20 protein-coding genes are annotated in these 18,875 nt (G+C 61.4%); 9 read left to right on the top strand and 11 right to left on the bottom strand.

What is annotated here, in order from left to right:
- Positions 1-122: 122 nt before the first annotated feature.
- From H3H45_RS14095 to H3H45_RS14060, 8 genes are all read right to left on the bottom strand, one after another.
- Positions 123-626 carry a hypothetical protein gene (locus tag H3H45_RS14095; RefSeq protein ID WP_182834367.1) on the bottom strand — a complete coding sequence of 168 codons (504 nt, stop codon included), beginning with the start codon at positions 624-626 and terminating at the stop codon, positions 123-125.
- A gap of 111 nt (positions 627-737) precedes the next feature.
- Positions 738-1,064, bottom strand: coding sequence for a hypothetical protein (locus H3H45_RS14090; protein ID WP_182834366.1), 327 nt, complete (start codon positions 1,062-1,064; stop codon positions 738-740).
- A gap of 73 nt (positions 1,065-1,137) precedes the next feature.
- Positions 1,138-1,500 (bottom strand): hypothetical protein, encoded by a 363-nt coding sequence (locus H3H45_RS14085; protein WP_182834365.1) that lies wholly within the window; start codon positions 1,498-1,500, stop codon positions 1,138-1,140.
- A 975-nt stretch (positions 1,501-2,475) separates the two neighbouring features.
- Entirely contained in the window at positions 2,476-2,985 is a 510-nt protein-coding gene (locus H3H45_RS14080; RefSeq protein ID WP_182834364.1) for a hypothetical protein, read from the bottom strand.
- An 85-nt stretch (positions 2,986-3,070) separates the two neighbouring features.
- Complete coding sequence (locus tag H3H45_RS14075; RefSeq protein ID WP_182834363.1) at positions 3,071-3,448, bottom strand: hypothetical protein; 378 nt, start codon at positions 3,446-3,448, stop codon at positions 3,071-3,073.
- A 101-nt stretch (positions 3,449-3,549) separates the two neighbouring features.
- Positions 3,550-3,792, bottom strand: coding sequence for a hypothetical protein (locus tag H3H45_RS14070; protein ID WP_182834362.1), 243 nt, complete (start codon positions 3,790-3,792; stop codon positions 3,550-3,552).
- 83 nt (positions 3,793-3,875) lie between these two features.
- Positions 3,876-4,121, bottom strand: a complete 246-nt coding sequence (locus H3H45_RS14065; RefSeq protein ID WP_182833919.1) for an Imm32 family immunity protein — start codon at positions 4,119-4,121, stop codon at positions 3,876-3,878.
- 285 nt (positions 4,122-4,406) lie between these two features.
- Positions 4,407-5,321: a LysR family transcriptional regulator gene (locus H3H45_RS14060; RefSeq protein WP_182834361.1), complete on the bottom strand. Its 915-nt coding sequence runs from the start codon at positions 5,319-5,321 to the stop codon at positions 4,407-4,409.
- A gap of 272 nt (positions 5,322-5,593) precedes the next feature.
- Between H3H45_RS14060 and H3H45_RS14055 the strand changes: the two genes are divergently transcribed.
- The 9 genes from H3H45_RS14055 (at position 5,594) to H3H45_RS14015 (ending at position 15,308) form a co-directional block, all read left to right on the top strand.
- A complete protein-coding gene (locus tag H3H45_RS14055; RefSeq protein WP_182834360.1) occupies positions 5,594-7,087 on the top strand; it encodes an aldehyde dehydrogenase in 1,494 nt (497 codons plus the stop codon).
- A 91-nt stretch (positions 7,088-7,178) separates the two neighbouring features.
- Positions 7,179-8,603, top strand: coding sequence for an APC family permease (locus H3H45_RS14050; protein WP_182834359.1), 1,425 nt, complete (start codon positions 7,179-7,181; stop codon positions 8,601-8,603).
- Positions 8,604-8,665: 62 nt separating this feature from the next.
- A complete protein-coding gene (locus H3H45_RS14045; protein ID WP_182834358.1) occupies positions 8,666-10,048 on the top strand; it encodes an aspartate aminotransferase family protein in 1,383 nt (460 codons plus the stop codon).
- A 249-nt stretch (positions 10,049-10,297) separates the two neighbouring features.
- A complete protein-coding gene (locus tag H3H45_RS14040) occupies positions 10,298-11,536 on the top strand; it encodes an RNA polymerase sigma factor (RefSeq protein WP_182834357.1) in 1,239 nt (412 codons plus the stop codon).
- Positions 11,537-11,624: 88 nt separating this feature from the next.
- On the top strand, positions 11,625-11,975 hold the full coding sequence (locus H3H45_RS14035) for a YciI family protein (RefSeq protein ID WP_182834356.1): 351 nt from the start codon (positions 11,625-11,627) through the stop codon (positions 11,973-11,975).
- 116 nt (positions 11,976-12,091) lie between these two features.
- Positions 12,092-12,865, top strand: a complete 774-nt coding sequence (locus tag H3H45_RS14030) for a DUF899 domain-containing protein (protein WP_182834355.1) — start codon at positions 12,092-12,094, stop codon at positions 12,863-12,865.
- Between the two features lie 18 nt (positions 12,866-12,883).
- Positions 12,884-13,309, top strand: coding sequence for a YybH family protein (locus H3H45_RS14025; protein WP_182834354.1), 426 nt, complete (start codon positions 12,884-12,886; stop codon positions 13,307-13,309).
- A gap of 314 nt (positions 13,310-13,623) precedes the next feature.
- The gene (locus tag H3H45_RS14020; protein ID WP_182834353.1) at positions 13,624-14,550 is read left to right on the top strand and encodes an ABC transporter ATP-binding protein; all 927 of its coding nucleotides are present in this window, start codon (positions 13,624-13,626) and stop codon (positions 14,548-14,550) included.
- Positions 14,547-15,308: an ABC transporter permease gene (locus tag H3H45_RS14015; RefSeq protein ID WP_182834352.1), complete on the top strand. Its 762-nt coding sequence runs from the start codon at positions 14,547-14,549 to the stop codon at positions 15,306-15,308. Before H3H45_RS14020 ends, H3H45_RS14015 begins: the two co-directional genes overlap by 4 nt.
- 783 nt (positions 15,309-16,091) lie before the next feature.
- On the opposite strand, the gene H3H45_RS14010 is transcribed toward H3H45_RS14015, so the two are convergent.
- The 3 genes from H3H45_RS14010 to H3H45_RS14000 form a co-directional block, all read right to left on the bottom strand.
- On the bottom strand, positions 16,092-17,468 hold the full coding sequence (locus H3H45_RS14010; protein ID WP_182834351.1) for an L-serine ammonia-lyase: 1,377 nt from the start codon (positions 17,466-17,468) through the stop codon (positions 16,092-16,094).
- 147 nt (positions 17,469-17,615) lie between these two features.
- A complete protein-coding gene (locus H3H45_RS14005) occupies positions 17,616-17,786 on the bottom strand; it encodes a hypothetical protein (protein WP_182834350.1) in 171 nt (56 codons plus the stop codon).
- Positions 17,787-17,922: 136 nt separating this feature from the next.
- Positions 17,923-18,855, bottom strand: coding sequence for a MurR/RpiR family transcriptional regulator (locus H3H45_RS14000; RefSeq protein WP_182834349.1), 933 nt, complete (start codon positions 18,853-18,855; stop codon positions 17,923-17,925).
- Positions 18,856-18,875: the final 20 nt, after the last annotated feature.

Here is an 18,875-nt window from a genome sequence, read left to right as displayed (position 1 = left end):
AATTGTAATTCATTGTTCCCTCAGAGATTGGAGCAGTAGTGCCTAACGTTTGGTTAAGGGGCCGGCTTTAGCCGGTCCCGAGTGAGCGAAGCGAGCGACTTGAACCATTTGTTAGGCGCGGTTCAACTGGCTTGGCTGGTTGTTGGTTTTATTTTGTAGTGGAAAACGATGTAAATGACACCCTGGTTTGAGTGGAAGTTCTTGATTTTTTCCAGGTTAGACTTAAAAGCTAACAGCTGAGCTTTATCCGATTCAGTGTCATCTCTTACCATCATTTCAAATGTCGCTGGATTTGAAGTTGTGAGCTCAAATTTAACCATGACCTCAAATGATGATTTGCTATTTTTGAAGGAGCTTGCGGCGGATTTTTTTACTTCGTCATAGATTCTGTCGAATTCTTTTTGCTCTATATTTTGAACGCATCGATTATCTGGATTCATGTGCTGCAAGGCAGCAAGCTCAACATTTTCTGCTGTAAATTTTTGGTCGTCTGGCAAGAAGTGCGCCCATGCTTCGCCGCAAAAATTCTGCTCAAACTGCTCTCTTTCTTCTTTTGTTAGCTCGGTGCCGAAGGCTGGCTGTATTAATGCCAAGAGTAGATTCGCGGAGATAATTGTGTTTTTCATATACGCCTAACGATTAAGCTAAGGGGCCGCGGAACGCGGTCCCAGCGAACGAAGTGAGCGGTTTGAGCGCCTTGTTAGGCAGTTGCACTCCGATTTTCATGTTGTTTAATCCTACGGTCCTTTCCATGGAAGTAGAATTTCTAGCCAAAAGCCAGATGGGCCTGAAGGTAAACGATGTAGAAAAAGCTCATCCGGAATTTTTACGCCGCTCTTAGATAAGTATTTTGCTACTTCAATTCTGCGTTGATGAAGTAACGCGCGGCAGTTTCTTATGCCAGCACTGCCCCAAAGTTTTTTATATCTTGGCCGCGTCCATAAATGCTCTCTTGCTGCAATTGAACGTAGCGCTCTCCACTGCTTGAGTGTTGAAACACCATGCCAGCGGATTTTAAGATATCGCTGGTCAGGGAATTTGTAGCAGCGAATATTTTTGTTCATATGCCTAACGTTTGGTTAAGGGGCCGGCTTTAGCCGGTCCCGAGTGAGCGAAGCGAACGACTTGAACCAGTAGTTAGACGCCATACTCGCTGTAAGCGGGGCTTGCGTAGTAAGAAACCCAGCCGCAAATGTAAGGCAGAAGAGCTATGAATAGGAAGGCCAAAAATACCAGTGCGCCTCGCCAGCCTCGTGTGTGAATGAGATACGCCGGCAATACAATGGGCCAAAGAAAAAATATAAAAGCGCCAAATTCGTAAGGGCGATGAAAGTTGTATTTTTTTGCATCATCTAAGCACCATAGTGCGACCATAAGCGCAAAAGACCATGCCATTAAACTTTCATATTCAGGCGCAGGGTCATAGCCCAGATAACCCATTATTGAGTAATGGGCTATTGAGATTACAACTACGGCAGCGATGCTGGTGAGCTTACGCATAACTTCCTTGTGGGGTTTAACGGACAGGTTAAGGGGCCGGCTTTAGCCGGTCCCGAGTGAGCGAAGCGAGCGACTTGAACCGTTTGTTAGCCGCGTATATTCGATGCAGATCAATACCTGATGCCACTAGATAAGCGGTGGCTGCCACAGTGTATGTGTACCAGCCTACTAGCAGCTCACTTTCCCATTGGGTCGCGGTGTAGGAGACAAAATACAAGCCCGAAATGCACGCTGTGATACCTGCCAGCGTGGCAGGTAGTTTTAGCTTTGTGCGTACGAACGCCAAAAGTGGCAGTAGGTAAATAGCTGCTACTGCAAGCATGCCACCAAGATCACCAGATAATGGGTAGATAGTACGGAGGTTGCCGTCATGACCACTGCAGGACTGCAATGGTAGAAAAAGGCTGATGGCAATAAAGATGGCTATGATCCGGCGCATACTTTCCCTAGTGGCTAACGATTAAGCTAAGGGGCCGGCTTTAGCCGGTCCCAGCGAACGAAGCGAGCGATTTGAGCGCATTGTTAGACGCCTTCACGAGCTAAGCAGTTTGAAAGTGGTGAGTCTTTCAGTGTGAGACTCGAAGCGCTCTGTGATTTTTGCGGAGTCATTCTGAATCTCCACTGAGCTCAATTGGCCTGAGCTGATTGAGTATTGAATTGGTTTGGGACCAGAAATGATTAAATTGCCGCCACTTATTGTCCATTGAAAATTTTCGACACTGAATTGGATGCATGATTGCGTTGAGCAATGACGATCGTGTCCCCTCTGAGTGTTGTGTGAGATGGACTCAGAAATCTCTACTTTGTGCCCTACAGTGGATTGCAGGAACTCACCAAGAGACTCAATTAGTACGATGCGCTCTGTTGGGTTCGGCATGAGTTCCCTTGGCGTCTAACGCCGCGTTAAGCGGCCGCGGGCCGGAAACGCATCAGAAAACATCGAAACCTCTCCCCGCGGTCCGCTTGGGCGCATAGTTAGACCTGCGCGCCACTTGATTCAAGAGCATATTCAAGCAGACCTTTCGGTTTGAAGTTCAGTTGTGCTGAGAGAGACATGTAAAGCAGAAACACCGCTGCAGCTACCTCTCCGTGGGGAGACTTGAATGCACTCATCAGATCCTGAGAGGGCTTTGTCTCTGAGAACACAAGTTGAACGAACTCCGAGCGCTTCTTCTCGATGTTCTTCGGCTCCAACTGATGCGCAAGTGAGTTGCGCAAAGAGTTGAGCTGGCCAGCAGACCCCCAGACCCAGTCTTTACCTGGGAATTTCAGCAGGGACCTACTCAGGCAGCTTGTCTGCTCAAAGTTGAGCTTCGCCTTCACCAACTGAGCCGGATCATTAACTCGGCTTTGGCAGAATTCCCGCAGCAAATCCTCGACTAGTAGCTGCCCCTTAAGAATTATCAGCGTCTCGTCCTGAGCATCCCACGGCATGTGGGCCAGGAATTTCGCCAAGTCGTGATCAGGCTTCGACATAGTATCCATGTAGGTCTAACGTTGTGCTAACAGGCGAGCAAAAGCGTAGCTTTTGCGAGTCCAGTGAGCGAAGCGAACGGTGTTGAGCACATTGTTATGTTTTCTCCACTGTAACTAAGCCAAGAGTAGCGTGGTTGCTGTACTTAAGCTGGATGCTAAGCGTGTCCTTACTGAAGCTGCTGGAGCTGAAGATAAATGAGCAGCTTGTGACTTGCGGGGTTTCATTGATGCATAGGCCGTTTGAGTATGGAAAAAGCTCTTTATCTATGGCTTCTTTACGTGTGCCTAATGGGAATTTCTGCTTAATTTTTTGAGAGATTTCATTTGGAGTGCTCTGAAACGTCTCTATTCCAAAAGTCATATTTGCAATGTCAGCTTGCGACATACAGGCACAAGGAGACGTAGATACTGACGCCGCGCATGCGCCGAGAAGAAGTGTCAGTGCTGGGGCTGCAAGTTTCTTGGTATGCATTCTCAGGGGCTCCAACTGGCTGAACAGAACGATTAAGCTAAGGGGCCGGCTTCGCCGGTCCCAGCGAACGGAGTGAGCGCTTTGAGCGCATTGTTATGTTCCTACTGACGCTGAATTGCTTTTTTCTTTAGTGCGCTTCGGATTTGCCAGATTACTGTTGCAATATACAAGGCCGCAACCAAAATTCCAGCCCCGTAGTCGTAGCCTGTTGTTTTCCAGTTATCTGGGTGTTGCCCGCTGTCTTGGAATATTAGGGTGGTTGCTAAAATGGCCAGAAATAGCAGCACTAAAAAGACGACTGTTGTTAGAGTGATCTTAATTGCTAGCAGCGCGTAAGTATTCATGTAGGTACATAACGTTTGGTTAAGGGGCCGCGGAACGCGGTCCCGAGTGAGCGAAGCGAACGGCTTGAACCAGTAGTTAGAGGTCACAGCTCATACTCTGGGTTGAATACAATGAAATGGGGTGAGTTTAGGAAGCCTTTGTCTTTGTCAGATAGATGCTCGTGGCACCAAGATTTTCCAGATAATTCCATTCCGCTCGCGCAGTGATCAAGAAATTTTGCGATGCGGCGCAATTCGTCAGGCGATGCTACTAGCGTTATTTCAGCGAGTTCAGACGGAATTAGGTTTTCAACGTCTTGCTCTTCCTTGGCATAACCGTGAACTTTCACTGTGACCTCTAACTATAAGTAGACGACACAAGTGGCGTAATGCGTTGCGCCATTTGTGTCGGATAACGTTCCTTGTCATGCCTAAATCGTTGTTTTGCTTCAAGGTTGTCGTGGAAATTACGACAACTCTGAGCAGGCAAATACGACATGGGGCAGCAAGACCTGAATTCGGGCATTCACCCGCTATTCGTTCCCGACGCTACTGTTTCAGCAAGCGCCTGTCCATCGTTCGAGTGGGCGCAGCGTCTGCAGTTACAGCAGCCTGCGCCTCTCAAGGCATGCGGCTTACTCCGCCTCCGCCTGCCCCAACTGCTGCTGACAGAACTCGATAAACAACTGCGCCGACTTGGTCGGTTGGGCTCGTTTGAGCCAGGCGGCGACCAGGCCGGAGCCGCTGACGGGTTCGACAATCTCCACAGTCACCACTTTTTTGCCGTCGTAGGTGCATTCCGAATGCGGGCGGGTGACCAGCAGGGAGAAGCCGAAGCCCTGGCCGACCATGCCGCGTACCATTTCAATGGAGGGTGAGCTGAAGACGATGTTGGGCGTCAGGCCCAGCTCTTCGAACAGGCTGACGAAGTAGGTGCGGCTCGGTTGCACGTCGAGCAGGATCATCGGTTCCAGGGCCAGGTCGCGTAGCGACACCTGGGCCTGGGCGGCGAAGCGGTGGTCGGCGGGGAGCAGGGCGTAGGGTTTTTGCGGGGCCATCAGCGGTTCGCTGGCGATGGTCGCGTCGAGGTCGTGGTCGTAGAGGATGGCCAGGTCGAAGCGCCCGGCGGTGAGGCCTTGTACCAGTTCCTGTTGTTCGCCGTCGCGCAGGCGGATTTCCACGCCGGGGTACTGGGCGTTGAAGCCGGCGATCAGGCGCGGCAGGTAGAGCGGGGCGACGGTTTCGAAGCAGCCGATGTCGATCTGCCCGGCCACCACGTCGTTGTCGGCCAAGGCGTTCTGTTCGAACTCGCGGGCCATGCGCAGCAGTTCCAGGGCCTTCTTGTAGAAGCGCGAGCCGCCGGGGGTCAGCGATACGCCCTGGGCGTGGTGACGGATGAACAGTTGCAGGCCGAAGCTGTCCTCCAGGCCCTTGATCGCAGTGGAGATCGACGGCTGGGCGATGTACAGCTTGCGCGAGGCCTCGGCCACGCTGCCGCATTCCACGGTGGTAACGAAATACTTGAGCTGGCGCAGGGTGTAGGTGGCCATGGGGTCTCCGCTGGTGTCGGGCGTTGGGGGAGGGGGGCCGGCTGCCCTCTCCCCCGGCCCCTCTCCCACTCTTCATAAAAAGAAGGGCGGAGAGGGGAGGGGAACTGTGCCCAACATACTCCAGCGCGGCCTGGGGCGGGCTTGGCGGCTGAGCAGTTTTTTCATGTGCTGCGAACATATATTTACTAATTTCCGAGTTTTCGCCCCTGGGACACCATCAGCCTCGACAACCACCCAGGCCGCCATGCGCGGTCGGTATGAGGATCGAGGCGATGTTGCAATTCAGCGATTGGCAGCAACGGGCTGCCGCCCAGGGCTTTATCACCGGTGCATTGATCGATGGCCAGGTGCGCGGCGCGCAGTCCGGGGCCACCTTTGCCTCGGTCAACCCGGCCACCCAGCAGTTGCTGGATCGGGTTGCCGCCTGCGATGCGGCGGATGTCGATGCTGCCGTGCGCAGTGCCCGCCGCGCCTTCGATCAGGGCCCCTGGGCGCGCATGGCGCCACGTGAGCGCAAGGCGGTGCTGCTGCGCCTGGCCGAGCTGATCATGGCCAACCGCGAGGAGCTGGCCCTGCTCGACTCGCTGAACATGGGCAAGCCGGTGATGGATGCCTACAACGTCGACGTGCCTGGCGCCGCCCAGGTCTTCGCCTGGTACGCCGAGAGCCTGGACAAGCTCTACGATCAGGTCGCACCGACCGCTTCCGACGCCCTGGCCACCATCACCCGCGAACCGCTGGGGGTGATCGGCGCCGTGGTGCCGTGGAACTTCCCCCTCGACCTGGCCGCCTGGAAGTTGGCTCCGGCCCTGGCCGCTGGCAACAGCGTGGTGCTCAAACCGGCCGAGCAATCGCCTTTCTCCGCCCTGCGCCTGGCCCAACTGGCCCTGGACGCCGGCCTGCCGGCAGGCGTGCTGAACGTGGTGCCGGGCATGGGCGAGACCGCCGGCAAGGCCCTCGGCCTGCACATGGATGTGGACTGCCTGGCCTTCACCGGCTCCACCGAAGTGGGCAAGTACTTCATGGCCTACGCGGCGCAATCCAACCTCAAACAGGTGTGGCTGGAGTGCGGCGGCAAGAGCCCCAACCTGGTGTTCGCCGATTGCGGCGACCTCGACCTGGCGGCGGAGAAGGCTGCCTTCGGCATCTTCTTCAACCAGGGCGAAGTCTGCTCGGCCAACTCGCGCCTGCTGGTCGAGCGTTCGATCCATGACGAATTCGTCGAACGCCTGATCGCCAAGGCCGCCCAGTGGCAGCCCGGTGATCCGCTGGACCCGGCCAGCCGCATGGGTGCCATCGTCGAGTCGCGCCAGGCCGAACGCATCATGGCCTTCATCGACCAGGCTCAGGGCGAACGGGCGCGCCTGGTCTGCGGCGGCCAACGCCTGAGCTTCAACGGCTCGGACAACTTCATCCAGCCGACCATCTTCACCGGCGTCAGCGCCAACATGCGCCTGGCCCGTGACGAGGTCTTCGGCCCGGTGCTGGCGGTCAGCGCTTTCGACAACGAAGAGGAGGCCGTGCGCCTGGCCAACGACAGCCAGTATGGCCTGGCCGCCTCGCTGTGGACCGACGACCTGCACCGCGCCCACCGCGTGGCCAAGCGCCTGCGCGCCGGCACCGTATCGGTGAATACCGTGGATGCCCTCGACGTGTGCACCCCGTTCGGCGGCTGCAAGCAGTCCGGCTTCGGCCGCGACCTGTCGCTGCATGCCTTCGACAAGTACAGCCACCTGAAGACGACCTGGTTCCAGCTGCGCTCCTAAGCCCCCCGGTGCTCACGGAGCGCGGCATATCCGCGCGAGTCGCTACGCAAGTTCCACCTCGCACAACAATAAAATCGCAGGAGAACGCACCATGTACGATCCCGATATCACCCTGACGCCACCGCGGGCCGTGGGCGTCGAGGCCAAAGGCAAGTTCAGCAAGAGTCTGGGGCTCGGCGCCCTGTTGTCGGTCTCTATTGGCCTGGTGGTGTCCCAGGGCGTGATGGTGCTGATGCTGCAAGGCGCCGGCATCGCCGGGCCGGGCTTTCTGATCCCGTTGTTCATCGCCTTTCTGCTGGCGCTGAGCTACATCTTCTCCTTCGCCGAACTGTCGCTGATGATTCCCCGCGCCGGCAGCCTGAGCAGCTACACCGAGGTGGCCCTGGGGCACTTCCCGGCGATCGTCTCGACCTTCTCCGGCTATGTGGTGGTGGCGATGTTCGCGCTCTCGGCCGAACTGCTGCTGCTCGACCTGATCATCAACCAGGTCTACCCCGGCTTGTTCCCGCACATGAGCATCGCCTTCGGTGTGCTGGTGCTGTTCACCCTGCTCAACCTGCTCGGCATCGACATCTTTGCCCGCCTGCAGACCGCCCTGGCCACGGTGATGGTGATTGTCCTGTTGTCCCTCGGCCTGGCTGCGGTCAGCGGCAGTGGCAGCGAACCGGCGCTTAGCAGCAGCCTGCCGCAGGACTGGAACCCGATGGGGGCCGGCGTGCTGACCCTGGTGGCGCTGGCCATCTGGGGCTTCGTCGGCGCCGAGTTCGTCTGTCCGCTAGTGGAAGAGTCGCGTCGCCCTGAGCGCAATATTCCCTGGGCGATGATCATTGGCGTCACGGTGATCTTCGTCACCATCGCCCTGTACGCCATCGGCGCGCTGTACTACGTACCGCAGGAAAAGCTGGCCAGCGATGCGCTGCCGCACTTTCTGTATGCCACCGCGCTGTTCGGTGAAACCGGCAAACATGTGCTGGTGATCGCCGCGCTCACTGCCACCTGCAGCACCCTCAACACCTCGCTGGCGGCCATCCCGCGCATGCTCTACGGCATGGCGCAGAACCGCCAGGCGTTCCCGCAGTTCAAGCTGCTCAGCCGTGGCTTCAACACCCCCTGGGTGGCCGTGCTGTTCGTCGCCGCCATCACCGGCATCCCGGTGCTGTTCATGGGCGACAACCCCGGCGCGGTCAACCTGCTGCTGATCGCTGCGGCCATCGCCTGGCTGCTGGCCTACATCGTCTGCCACCTGGACGTGATCGCCCTGCGCCGCCGTTATCCGCACCTGGCGCGCCCGTTTAAGACGCCGTTCTACCCGCTGCCGCAGCTGCTCGGCATCGTCGGCATGCTGGTGTCGATCTACTACGCCTCGCCGACCCCGGAGATGGCCGCGTCGATCTTCACCAGTGCCGGCGTGGTGCTGGGCCTGGTGTCGTTGATCGCCGTGGTGTGGATCAAACTGGTAATGCGCAAACCGCTGTTCACCCCGGTGTCGCTGGACGAGGTTCTGGCGCGCAAATGAGCTACTGCCGGGGTGTTGCACCCCGGCCATTCAACAACACGTAAACAGGCGAGGCCGCTGTCATGACACTCCCCCAGAACCCCACCCGCACCACCCGTGATTACCAGGCGCTGGATGCGGCCCACCACATCCACGCCTTTGTCGACCAGAAGGCGCTGAACGCCGAAGGGCCGCGCGTGATGGTGCGCGGCGAGGGCCTGCACCTGTGGGATAACGAAGGCAAACGCTACCTCGACGGCATGTCCGGCCTGTGGTGCACCAACCTCGGCTACGGCCGCAAGGACCTGGCCGCCGCCGCCACCCGCCAGCTGGAGCGGCTGCCGTACTACAACATGTTCTTCCACACCACTCACCCGGCGGTGGTGGAGCTGTCCGAGCTGCTGTTCAGTCTGCTGCCCAGCCACTACAGCCACGCGATCTATACCAACTCCGGTTCCGAGGCCAACGAGGTGCTGATCCGCACCGTGCGCCGCTACTGGCAGATTCTCGGCAAGCCGCAGAAGAAGGTGATGATCGGCCGCTGGAACGGCTACCACGGCTCTACCCTGGGCAGCACCGCACTGGGCGGCATGGGCTTCATGCACGAGATGGGCGGCATGCTGCCGGACTTCGCGCATATCGGTGAGCCGTACTGGTACGTCCAGGGCGGCGAGCTGACGGAAGAGGAATTCGGCCTCAAGGCGGCCCGCGAGCTGGAGGCCAAGATCCTCGAACTGGGCGCCGACAACGTTGCCGCCTTCGTTGCCGAACCCTTCCAGGGAGCCGGCGGCATGATCTTCCCGCCGGCCAGCTACTGGGCGGAAATTCAGCGCATCTGCCGTCAGTACGACGTGCTGCTGTGCGCCGACGAGGTGATCGGTGGCTTCGGCCGTACCGGCGAATGGTTCGCCCACCAGCACTTCGGCTTCCAGCCGGACACCCTGACCATCGCCAAGGGCCTGACCTCGGGTTACATCCCCATGGGCGGCCTGGTGCTGAGCAAGCGCATGGCCGAGGTACTGGTGGAGCAGGGCGGTGTGTTCGCCCACGGTCTGACCTACTCCGGTCACCCGGTGGCGGCGGCCGTGGCCATCGCCAACATCAAGGCGTTGCGTGACGAAGGCGTGGTCAGCCAGGTGAAGAACGACAGCGGCCCTTACCTGCAGCAGTGCCTGCGCCAGGTGTTCGAGGGCCACCCGCTGGTCGGTGAAATCCAGGGCACCGGTCTGGTCGCCGCCCTGCAGCTGTGCGAGGACAAACCCAGCCGCAAGCGCTTCGCCAACGAGACCGACATCACCTGGCGTTGCCGCACCATCGGCTTCGAGGAGGGTCTGATCATCCGTGCCACCGGCGGGCGCATGATCATGGCGCCGGCCCTGGTGGCCACGCGCGGCGACATTGAGGAGCTGGTCAGCAAGACCAAGCTGGCGCTGGATCGCACCGCCCAGGAGCTCGGTCGCCTGTAACAACAACTGCAAGCAAGCTGGTCGCAACCCTTGGCGCCCACCGGCGGCGCCAAGGGTTTTTATTGGGCGCTGTCCCGCTCGCCCTGGGGGCGCCATGCGTACCCAGGGCAGCGGCAACACATCGCGGTACAGCGTCTGGGTGTGGGCAATTGGCCAGCGTGCCGCTTGTCGATTTCGTTCCCTCTGGTTCGACCAATAGGTAGGCTTTGGTGGCTACCTTTGCCTGCCTCTGGCCGAACGAGACGCACCATGGACCTGGATTCCAAGCAGCTGGAACTGCACCTTGAGCGCCTGTACCGCGAGGAATCGCGGCGGGTACTGGCGACCCTGATTCGCCTGCTCGGCGATTTCGACCTGGCCGAGGAGGCGCTGCACGAAGCCTTTCGTGCCGCCCTGGAACAGTGGCCCAGCCAGGGCGTGCCGGCCAACCCGCGCGCCTGGCTGGTCTCGGCCGGGCGCTTCAAGGCCATCGATCAGCTGCGCCGCCAGGCGCGCTTCCAGGCCCTGGAGGACAGCCCCGAACCGCTCGCCGAGGGTGAGGCCTGGGATGGCGAGCATCTGGAGGATGACCGCCTGCGCCTGGTGTTCACCTGTTGCCACCCGGCCTTGGCCTTCGAGGCCCAGGTGGCGCTGACCCTGCGCGAAGTCTGCGACCTCACCACCGAGGAAATTGCCCGCGCCTTCCTCGCCACGCCCAGCACCATCGCTCAGCGCATCGTGCGGGCGAAGAACAAGATCCGTGACGCGCGCATCCCCTACGAAGTGCCGGGGCGCAACGAGCTGGCCGAGCGTCTGCAGGCGGTGCTGCAGGTGGTCTACCTGGTGTTCAACGAGGGCTACTTCGCCAGCTCCGGTGCCGAGCTGACCCGCCAGCACCTGTCCGCCGAGGCCATCCGTCTCGGCCGCCTGCTGCTGGAGTTGCTGCCGGAGGCGGAAGTGCAGGGCCTGCTGGCGCTGATGCTGCTACACGAGTCGCGGCGCAGTGCGCGCACTTCGCCGGCCGGCGAGCCGATTTTGCTGGAGGAACAGGACCGCAGCCTGTGGGACAAGGTGCTGATCGCCGAAGGCGAGACGCTAGTGCTGTCTGCGTTGCAGTCGCGGCGCTTCGGTCCCTACAGCCTGCAGGCGGCCATCGCCGCGGTGCACGCCGAGGCGGCGAGTATGGACGCGACCGACTGGGTGCAGATCGTCGGCCTGTACGACGTGTTGCTGCGCGCCACGCCCTCGCCGGTGATCGAACTCAACCGCGCGGTGGCCCTGGCCATGCGCGATGGCCCGGCGGCCGGATTGCAGCTGATCGAGGCGCTGCTGGCGCGCGGCGAGCTGGCCGACTACCACCTGGCGCATGCCGCCTGCGCCGATCTGAACCGGCGACTGGGGCAGTGGGAGGCGGCGCGCGCCGCCTATCAGCGCGCCCTGCAACTGAGCCAGCAGGGCGCCGACCGGCAGTTTCTCGAACGGCGGTTGGCCGAGTTGCCGACGGGCTGAAAGATTTTTTGCGGGCCTTGTCGATTTGCCTAGGCACCGCCCGACTACTGGGTAAGGCAGCCCGTCATGCTGCCAGGGAGAGACTGCAATGAAATACCTGTGCCTGATCTACAGCGACGAAAAACTGCTGCACAGCCTGCCGGAGAGCCCGCGCGACGGTGAGTGCCTCGACTACTTCCAGAGCGTGCAGCAGAGCGGCCGCATGCTCGCCGCCGAGCCGCTGGAGCCGGTCGCCACCGCCACCACGGTACGCATGCGTGGCGGCAAGCTGAGCATCACCGACGGGCCGTTCGCCGAAACCAAGGAGCAGCTGGCTGGCTTCTACCTGATCGAGGCGCGCGACCTCAACGAGGCGCTGCAGATCGCCGGCGGCATTCCCGCGGCGCGGGTCGGCAGCGTCGAAGTGCGGCCGGTACGTCAGCTGCAACTCGAGGACTGAGGCCGTGTGCCCGTTCTGTCTGGCCGCCCTGGTCGTGGGTGGTGCCAGTGTCGCCGGTGCCAGTGGCCTCGGCCTGTGGTTGGGCTGCCGCCATACGGCCACCAGGAGGAATAACGATGAAACCTGAATACCCGAAAATCGCCAGCCGTGAACAATGGCTGGCCGCGCGCCTGGCCCTGCTGGAGCAGGAGAAGGCCCTGACCCACCAGCGCGATACGCTCAACGCCGCGCGCCGCCAGTTGCCTATGGTAGAGGTCACGGCGGGCTACCGCTTCAACGGCCCGGATGGCGAGGTGCCGTTGCATGAGTTGTTCGCCGGCCAGCGTCAGCTGATCGTCTACCACTTCATGTACCACCGCGACAAAGGCGAGGGCTGTCCCGGCTGCTCCTTCCTGGTCGACAACATCGGCCATCAGGCTCATCTGCAGGCCCGCGACACCCGCTTGGTGCTGGTCTCGCGCGCGCCACTGACCGAGCTGGAGGCCTTCAAGCGGCGCATGGGCTGGACGCTGCCCTGGTACTCGTCGTTCGGCAGCCGCTTCAACTACGACTTCCACGTGAGCATCGACGCGGCCGAGGCGCCGGTCGAGTATAACTACCGCGATCAGGCCGAGCTGCAGCGCCTGGGGCAGCTGGATGGCGTAAAGGGCGAACTGCCCGGCGCCAGCGTGTTCCTGCGCGACGGCGAGCGGGTGTTCCACTGTTACTCCACCTATGGCCGTGGCCTGGACATGCTGATGAACACCTACCACTACCTCGACCTCACGCCGTTCGGCCGTGGCGAGGGCTGGGATGGCATGCCCGACCTGGAGGGTAAGGGGCTGATGTGGACCCGTCTGCACGATGAGTACCAGGACGCCGCGCCTGCCCGCCACGACTGCTGCGCCTGAGCGCGCAAGGAGAAGAGCATGAGTACCACGACCGAACTGCGCGGCCTGATCGACACCTGGGTGGCGGCCAACCTGGCGAAGAACCTGGACGCCATCATCGAGCACTACAGCGAAGATGTGCTGGCCTTCGATGCCATCCTCCAGCTGCAATTCAAGGACCGCGCCGCCTACCGGACGCACTGGCAGATGTGCCTTGAGATGTGCGCCGGGCCGACCACCTTCGAGGTGCGCGAACTGCAACAGGAAACCAGCGGTGAGCTGGGCTTCGGCCACTTCCTTGCCTACTGCGGCGGTACCGACGCCGAGGGCAAAAGTCAGGGCTGCTGGTTGCGCGTCAGCCAGGGCTATCGCAAGCAGGGCGGGCGTTGGCTGATCGCCCACGAACACTTCTCGGTGCCGTTCGACCCTGAGAGCGGCCAGGCGCTGTTCGGCCTGGAGCCTTGATAAGGAAGCGCAAATAGCCCGGATTGCTTGTCTCCCCTCTCCCACTTGTGGGGAGGGGCCGGGGGGAGAGGGCGTGGCCAAGCACCCTCTCCCCAGCCCTTGCCGATCCACCGCTTTGCCGATGGCTCCCACGCTCCCGCGTGGGAGCCTGATCCGGGGACGCTCCGCGTCCCGCAGACGCGGAGCGTCTGTAGCGGCGTTCCCACGCAGAGCGTGGGAACGATCAAAACCTGGCACTCCCGACAAGCTTGCCAAGCGCGACTGGGGACTCCTGCTCTACAATCGCGCTTTTGCTGCCTGGCTAAGGAGCTGCCGTGGAATCGGTGATTGCGGTCGAGAACCTGAGCAAGACCTACGCGTCCGGCCATCCGGCGCTGAAACAGATCAATCTGCAGATCGAAAAGGGCGAGATCTTCGCCCTGCTCGGCCCCAATGGCGCCGGCAAGACCACCCTGATCAGCATCATCTGCGGCATCGTCAATCCGGGCGAGGGCCGGGTGCGGGTGGCCGGCTACGACATCAAGGCCGACTACCGCGCGGCCCGCTCGCAGATCGGCCTGGTACCACAGGAACTGGTCAACGACGTGTTTGAAACCGTCTGGGCCACGGTCAAATTCAGCCGCGGTCTGTTCGGCAAGAAGCCCAACCCGGCCTATCTGGAACAATTGCTGCGCGACCTGTCGTTGTGGGACAAGCGCGACGCGAAGATCTTCGAACTGTCGGGTGGCATGAAGCGCCGGGTGATGATCGCCAAGGCGCTGTCCCATGAGCCGTCGATCCTGTTTCTCGACGAGCCCACCGCCGGGGTCGATGTGGAGCTGCGCCGCGACATGTGGAACATGGTGCGCCAGCTGCGCGAGCGCGGGGTGACCATCATTCTCACCACCCACTACATCGAGGAAGCCGAGGAAATGGCCGACCGCATCGGGGTGATCCGCAAGGGCGAGATCATTCTGGTGGAGGACAAGGATGTGCTGATGCACAAGCTTGGCAAGAAGCAGCTGACCCTGCAGCTTAAGCACCCGCTGGCGAGCATCCCTGTCGAGCTGGCGAGCTACGGTCTGGAACTGGCCGACGCCGGCCACGCCCTGGTGTTCACCTTCGACGCCCAGCGCGAGCACACCGGCATCGCCGAGCTGCTCAAGGACCTGGCCCAGCACGGCATCGACTTTAAGGATCTGCAGTCCAGCGAGAGTTCGCTGGAAGATATCTTCGTCAGCCTGGTGAGGTCGCCGGTATGAATTTCCACGCCATCAAGGCTATTTACCTGTTCGAACTGGCGCGCACCTGGCGCACCCTGCTGCAGAGTATCGCCACCCCGGTGATCAGCACGTCGCTGTACTTCGTGGTGTTCGGCTCGGCCATCGGTTCGAGCATGACCCAGGTGCAGGGCGTCAGCTACGGTGCCTTCATCGTGCCGGGGCTGATCATGCTGGCGCTGCTCACCGAGAGCATCTCCAATGCCTCGTTCGGCATCTACATGCCGAAGTATTCGGGGACCATCTACGAGCTGCTTTCGGCGCCGATTTCCTACCTGGAGATACTTATCGGCTTCGTCGGCGCGGCGGCCACCAAGTCGGTGATCCTCGGCCTGATCATCCTGGTCACGGCGCGCCTGTTCGTCGATTTCGAGATCGCTCATCCGTTCGTCATGGCGCTGTTCCTGGTACTGACGGCGATTACCTTCAGCCTGTTCGGTTTCATCATCGGCGTGTGGGCCGATGGCTGGGAGAAGCTGCAGGTGGTGCCGGCGCTGATTGTCACGCCGCTGACTTTCCTCGGTGGCAGCTTCTACTCGATCAGCATGCTGCCGCCGCTGTGGCAGCAGGTGACCCTGTTCAACCCGGTGGTGTACCTGATCAGCGGGTTTCGCTGGAGCTTCTACGGGGTGTCCGACGTCAACGTGGCGGTCAGCTTGGGCATGACGTTGGGCTTCCTGCTGCTGTGCATCATCACTGTGGGGTGGATGTTCAAGACCGGGTATCGGTTGCGTCAGTGAGGAGTAGGGCGGGTGAGACGCTGGTTCCACCCGCCCTACGGTGTGTTCTGTGCCTAGCTGATTAGCGCGCTGACTTGATGGTTTTGGTTTCGCCCTCCTGGGCGAGTCCCTTTTGGCAAACGCCCCAAAAGGAACCAAAAGGTCTGTGCCCCTGCATCCGGGTCTGGCTACGCCAGACTGATTCGCTTCGCTCACCCTTCGGGCCAGCCTGCGGCTGTTACTGCGCTACGCTTCGTTTCCCTCACTCCATCATCGCTCCAGGGGCCCGCCGCGAAGGGCCATCCCTGGCCCATCGCGGCTCTCGCGACATCCATGTCGCTCAACCCCTTACGCAATGATTCCGTTCGGCCTCCTGAAAGGGGCGTTTGGCGCTGCCTGACAGTTGCTTCGTCTGTTATTGCACAACCTTCAAGCAGCTCGGAGTCCGATCCCCCGTCAGGAGGCCGAGCGTAGGTGTTGCGTAGGGGGGGGGCGAGCCGCATGGATGCGGCGAGAGGCTTAGAGGGCCAGGGACGGCCCTTGTAAGCCGGCCCCGGAGCAGCACCGGAGGGAGGGAAACGGAGCGTAGCGCAGTAACAGCCGCAGGCTGGCCCGAAGGGTGAGCGAAGCGAATCAGTGGAGCGCAGCGAAACCCGGATGTCGGGGCGCACTTCTCTTTGGTTACTTTCTCTTGTGCGAGCAAGAGAAAGTGACTCGCCCAGGAGGGCGAAACCAAAAGGTTGAGCCGACTGGTTAATTGGCCGGGCGCGCAATTGCAGCCAATGCCGATCTTGCTCCTGCGCTTCAGCACTCGATGATATTCACCGCCAATCCCCCGCGTGCCGTCTCCTTGTACTTGCTCTTCATGTCCGCCCCGGTATCGCGCATGGTGCGGATCACCCGGTCCAGGGAAATGAAGTGCTGGCCATCGCCACGCAGGGCCATGCGCGCGGCATTGATCGCCTTGATCGAGCCCATCGCGTTGCGCTCGATGCACGGCACCTGGACCAGGCCGCCGACCGGGTCGCAGGTCAGGCCGAGGTTGTGCTCCATGCCGATCTCCGCGGCGTTCTCCACCTGGGCGATAGTCCCGCCCAGCACTTCGCACAGCGCGCCGGCGGCCATCGAGCAGGCCACGCCGACTTCACCCTGGCAGCCGACTTCGGCACCGGAGATCGAGGCGTTTTCCTTATAGAGGATGCCGATGGCGGCGGCGGTGAGCAGGAAACGCACCACGCCGTCGTCGCTGGCACCGGGCACGAAGCGTCGGTAGTAGTGCAGCACCGCCGGCACGATGCCGGCCGCGCCGTTGGTCGGTGCGGTGACCACGCGGCCACCGCTGGCGTTTTCCTCGTTGACCGCCAGAGCGTAGAGGTTGACCCAGTCCAGCACGGTCAGCGGGTCGCGCAGGCTGGCTTCCGGGTGCTCGCTGAGCTGGCGCTGCAGGGCGGCGGCGCGGCGGCGCACCTTGAGTCCGCCGGGCATGATGCCTTCGTTGCGGCAGCCGGCACTAACGCAGTCCTGCATCACCTGCCAGATCTTCAGCAGTCCGGCGCGGGTTTCTGCTTCCGGCCGCCAGGCCGCCTCGTTAGCCAGCATCAGCTGGCTGATCGAAAGCTGGTGTTCGCTGCACAGGGCCAGCAATTGCTTGGCGCTCTTGAACGGGTAGGTCAGCGGGGTCTGATCTTCGACGATGCGATCGAGGCCGGCGGCCTCTTCGTCGACCACGAAGCCACCACCCACCGAGTAGTACTCGCGCGAGCGGATCTGCAGGCCGGCGGCATCGAAGGCGCGGAAGATCATGCCATTGGGATGGAAGGCCAGTGGCTTGCGGATCAGCGCCAGGTGTTCCTTCTCGACGAAACGAATGTGCCGTTCGCCGCCCAGGTTCAGCTCGCCGCTGGTGCGGATCGCCGCCAGACGCGGTTCGATGGAGGTGGTGTCGATTGTGTCGGGTTGCTCGCCTTCCAGGCCGAGCAGCACCGCCTTGTCGCTGCCATGGCCCTTGCCGGTGGCGCCGAGCGAGCCATACAGCTCGACTTTGAGGGTAACCGTGGCGCTCAGCAGTTGTTCGCGCTTGAGCCCTTCGACGAAACGCGCGGCGGCGCGCATGGGCCCAACCGTGTGTGAGCTGGAGGGGCCAATGCCGATCTTGAACAGGTCGAATACGCTGAGGGCCATGCCGTGCTCCTGTGACTGGTCAGTCAGAAGCTTACACCTACTGGCAAGGCCCTAGGGTCTGTTGCCGTTTCGTTCACGGCCGTCCCTGCGGGTTGCGCAGCAACGCGGTTCGCGAACGAAGCGGCAACAGACCCTCCGTGGAAGCGACTAGCAGTTGCCTTTCTTCGCCTGGCCAGGTGGGCAGTGGTGCGGGCCACCGTGGCCGCCGTGGTCACCAATGTCGATGCCGATGCCGGGCAGGCGCAGGCTGCAACCGCTGATCAGCAGGGCGGCGAACAACAGAGGGAGGGTGCGGGTGAACAGGGAACGGTACTTCATGGGGATACTCCTCGAATTCCACAGGCGATGATCGCACAAGCAGACTACCTGAGCGTTAGACGCTCGATTGGCTGCCCTGTTCCATTCGTGGCCGAGCCGACAGCTATTGTGTGGCGCAGTCGACAACCACCGCGACTCAGCGCTCCTTGCGCTTGCGCAGCCGCTTGCGTGCCGGGGTCTCGCTGCTCGGAACATGCAGGTAGGACAGCACGCTTTCGGTCAGCTCGGCGGCCAGCTTCACGGCCTCCTTGTTGCGCGTCATTACGGCCGCGACCAGGCTTTCGATCAGCGCCAGTACGGCGGTGTTGGAGCTGATCAGCACCGGGTGGCTGGCCGGAGCGAACAGGCAGTGGTCGGCGATGGCGGCCAGCGGCGAGGCCGGCGAGTCGGTGATGGCCAGTACCTTGGCCCCACGTTCGAGGGAGAAGCGCGCCAGCTGCAGGGTGTCCAGCGAGTAGCGCGGCAGGGAGATGGCGAGCAGGGCGTCATGCTCGGTGATGGTGGCCAAGCGATAGGCGGCGTTCTCGTTGCCGCCCTCCATGCTGACCGCCACCGCGTCGGCGCAATAGGGCACCAGGTTGGCGGCGGCCAGGCCGGCCATGTAGGCGCTGTTGCCGAAGCCGAGGATGTAGATACGGCGGGCGGCGGTCAGGCTGCCGACGAAGGCTTCGAAGGCGGCGATACTGTTGCTGTTGGCGGTGCTGCCCAGGTTGCTGCTGGCGATCTGCATCTGTTCCTGCAGGCCGAAGGTGCCGTCCGGGCGATGGGCCAGCTCGTTGCGCAGCTTGTCCACCGGCGACACCAGTTCCTGCAGGGTGGCCACCAGGGCCGACTTCAGGGCGCTGTAGCCGCCCAGCTGCATGGCGCGCGCCAGGCGGTTGACCGCGGCGGCGGAGGTGGCTGTTTCCTGGGCCAGTTCTTCGATAGTCAGGGTCGCCGCTTTCAGCGGGTGACGCAGGATGAAGTCGGCCACCTTGCGCAGCGAAGGTTGCAGGTCCGGGGTGATGGCCGCCAGCTTGCGCATGACGGGCGAGGCGTAGACGGTGACGTTGCTGGGCGTGGATGTCATGCGTGTGCAGGCCTGTTCGG

This window comes from Aquipseudomonas guryensis, from assembly GCF_014164785.1.
Lineage (GTDB): Bacteria > Pseudomonadota > Gammaproteobacteria > Pseudomonadales > Pseudomonadaceae > Aquipseudomonas > Aquipseudomonas guryensis.
The sequence above is the reverse complement of the archived record's forward strand: the minus strand, read 5'-3'. Positions and strand labels throughout refer to the sequence as shown.

What these genes read in the sequence shown, in the direction of transcription:
- H3H45_RS14025 (WP_182834354.1), top strand. Translation starts at nt 12,884, where the DNA reads ATGAGTACCACGACCGAACTGCGCGGCCTGATCGACACCTGGGTGGCG.
- H3H45_RS14070 (WP_182834362.1), bottom strand. Translation starts at nt 3,792, where the DNA reads ATGAATACTTACGCGCTGCTAGCAATTAAGATCACTCTAACAACAGTC.
- H3H45_RS14040 (WP_182834357.1), top strand. Translation starts at nt 10,298, where the DNA reads ATGGACCTGGATTCCAAGCAGCTGGAACTGCACCTTGAGCGCCTGTAC.
- H3H45_RS14095 (WP_182834367.1), bottom strand. Translation starts at nt 626, where the DNA reads ATGAAAAACACAATTATCTCCGCGAATCTACTCTTGGCATTAATACAG.
- H3H45_RS14085 (WP_182834365.1), bottom strand. Translation starts at nt 1,500, where the DNA reads ATGCGTAAGCTCACCAGCATCGCTGCCGTAGTTGTAATCTCAATAGCC.
- H3H45_RS14075 (WP_182834363.1), bottom strand. Translation starts at nt 3,448, where the DNA reads ATGCATACCAAGAAACTTGCAGCCCCAGCACTGACACTTCTTCTCGGC.
- H3H45_RS14005 (WP_182834350.1), bottom strand. Translation starts at nt 17,786, where the DNA reads ATGAAGTACCGTTCCCTGTTCACCCGCACCCTCCCTCTGTTGTTCGCC.
- H3H45_RS14035 (WP_182834356.1), top strand. Translation starts at nt 11,625, where the DNA reads ATGAAATACCTGTGCCTGATCTACAGCGACGAAAAACTGCTGCACAGC.
- H3H45_RS14045 (WP_182834358.1), top strand. Translation starts at nt 8,666, where the DNA reads ATGACACTCCCCCAGAACCCCACCCGCACCACCCGTGATTACCAGGCG.
- H3H45_RS14000 (WP_182834349.1), bottom strand. Translation starts at nt 18,855, where the DNA reads ATGACATCCACGCCCAGCAACGTCACCGTCTACGCCTCGCCCGTCATG.
- H3H45_RS14055 (WP_182834360.1), top strand. Translation starts at nt 5,594, where the DNA reads ATGTTGCAATTCAGCGATTGGCAGCAACGGGCTGCCGCCCAGGGCTTT.
- H3H45_RS14050 (WP_182834359.1), top strand. Translation starts at nt 7,179, where the DNA reads ATGTACGATCCCGATATCACCCTGACGCCACCGCGGGCCGTGGGCGTC.
- H3H45_RS14015 (WP_182834352.1), top strand. Translation starts at nt 14,547, where the DNA reads ATGAATTTCCACGCCATCAAGGCTATTTACCTGTTCGAACTGGCGCGC.
- H3H45_RS14010 (WP_182834351.1), bottom strand. Translation starts at nt 17,468, where the DNA reads ATGGCCCTCAGCGTATTCGACCTGTTCAAGATCGGCATTGGCCCCTCC.
- H3H45_RS14030 (WP_182834355.1), top strand. Translation starts at nt 12,092, where the DNA reads ATGAAACCTGAATACCCGAAAATCGCCAGCCGTGAACAATGGCTGGCC.
- H3H45_RS14080 (WP_182834364.1), bottom strand. Translation starts at nt 2,985, where the DNA reads ATGGATACTATGTCGAAGCCTGATCACGACTTGGCGAAATTCCTGGCC.
- H3H45_RS14060 (WP_182834361.1), bottom strand. Translation starts at nt 5,321, where the DNA reads ATGGCCACCTACACCCTGCGCCAGCTCAAGTATTTCGTTACCACCGTG.
- H3H45_RS14090 (WP_182834366.1), bottom strand. Translation starts at nt 1,064, where the DNA reads ATGAACAAAAATATTCGCTGCTACAAATTCCCTGACCAGCGATATCTT.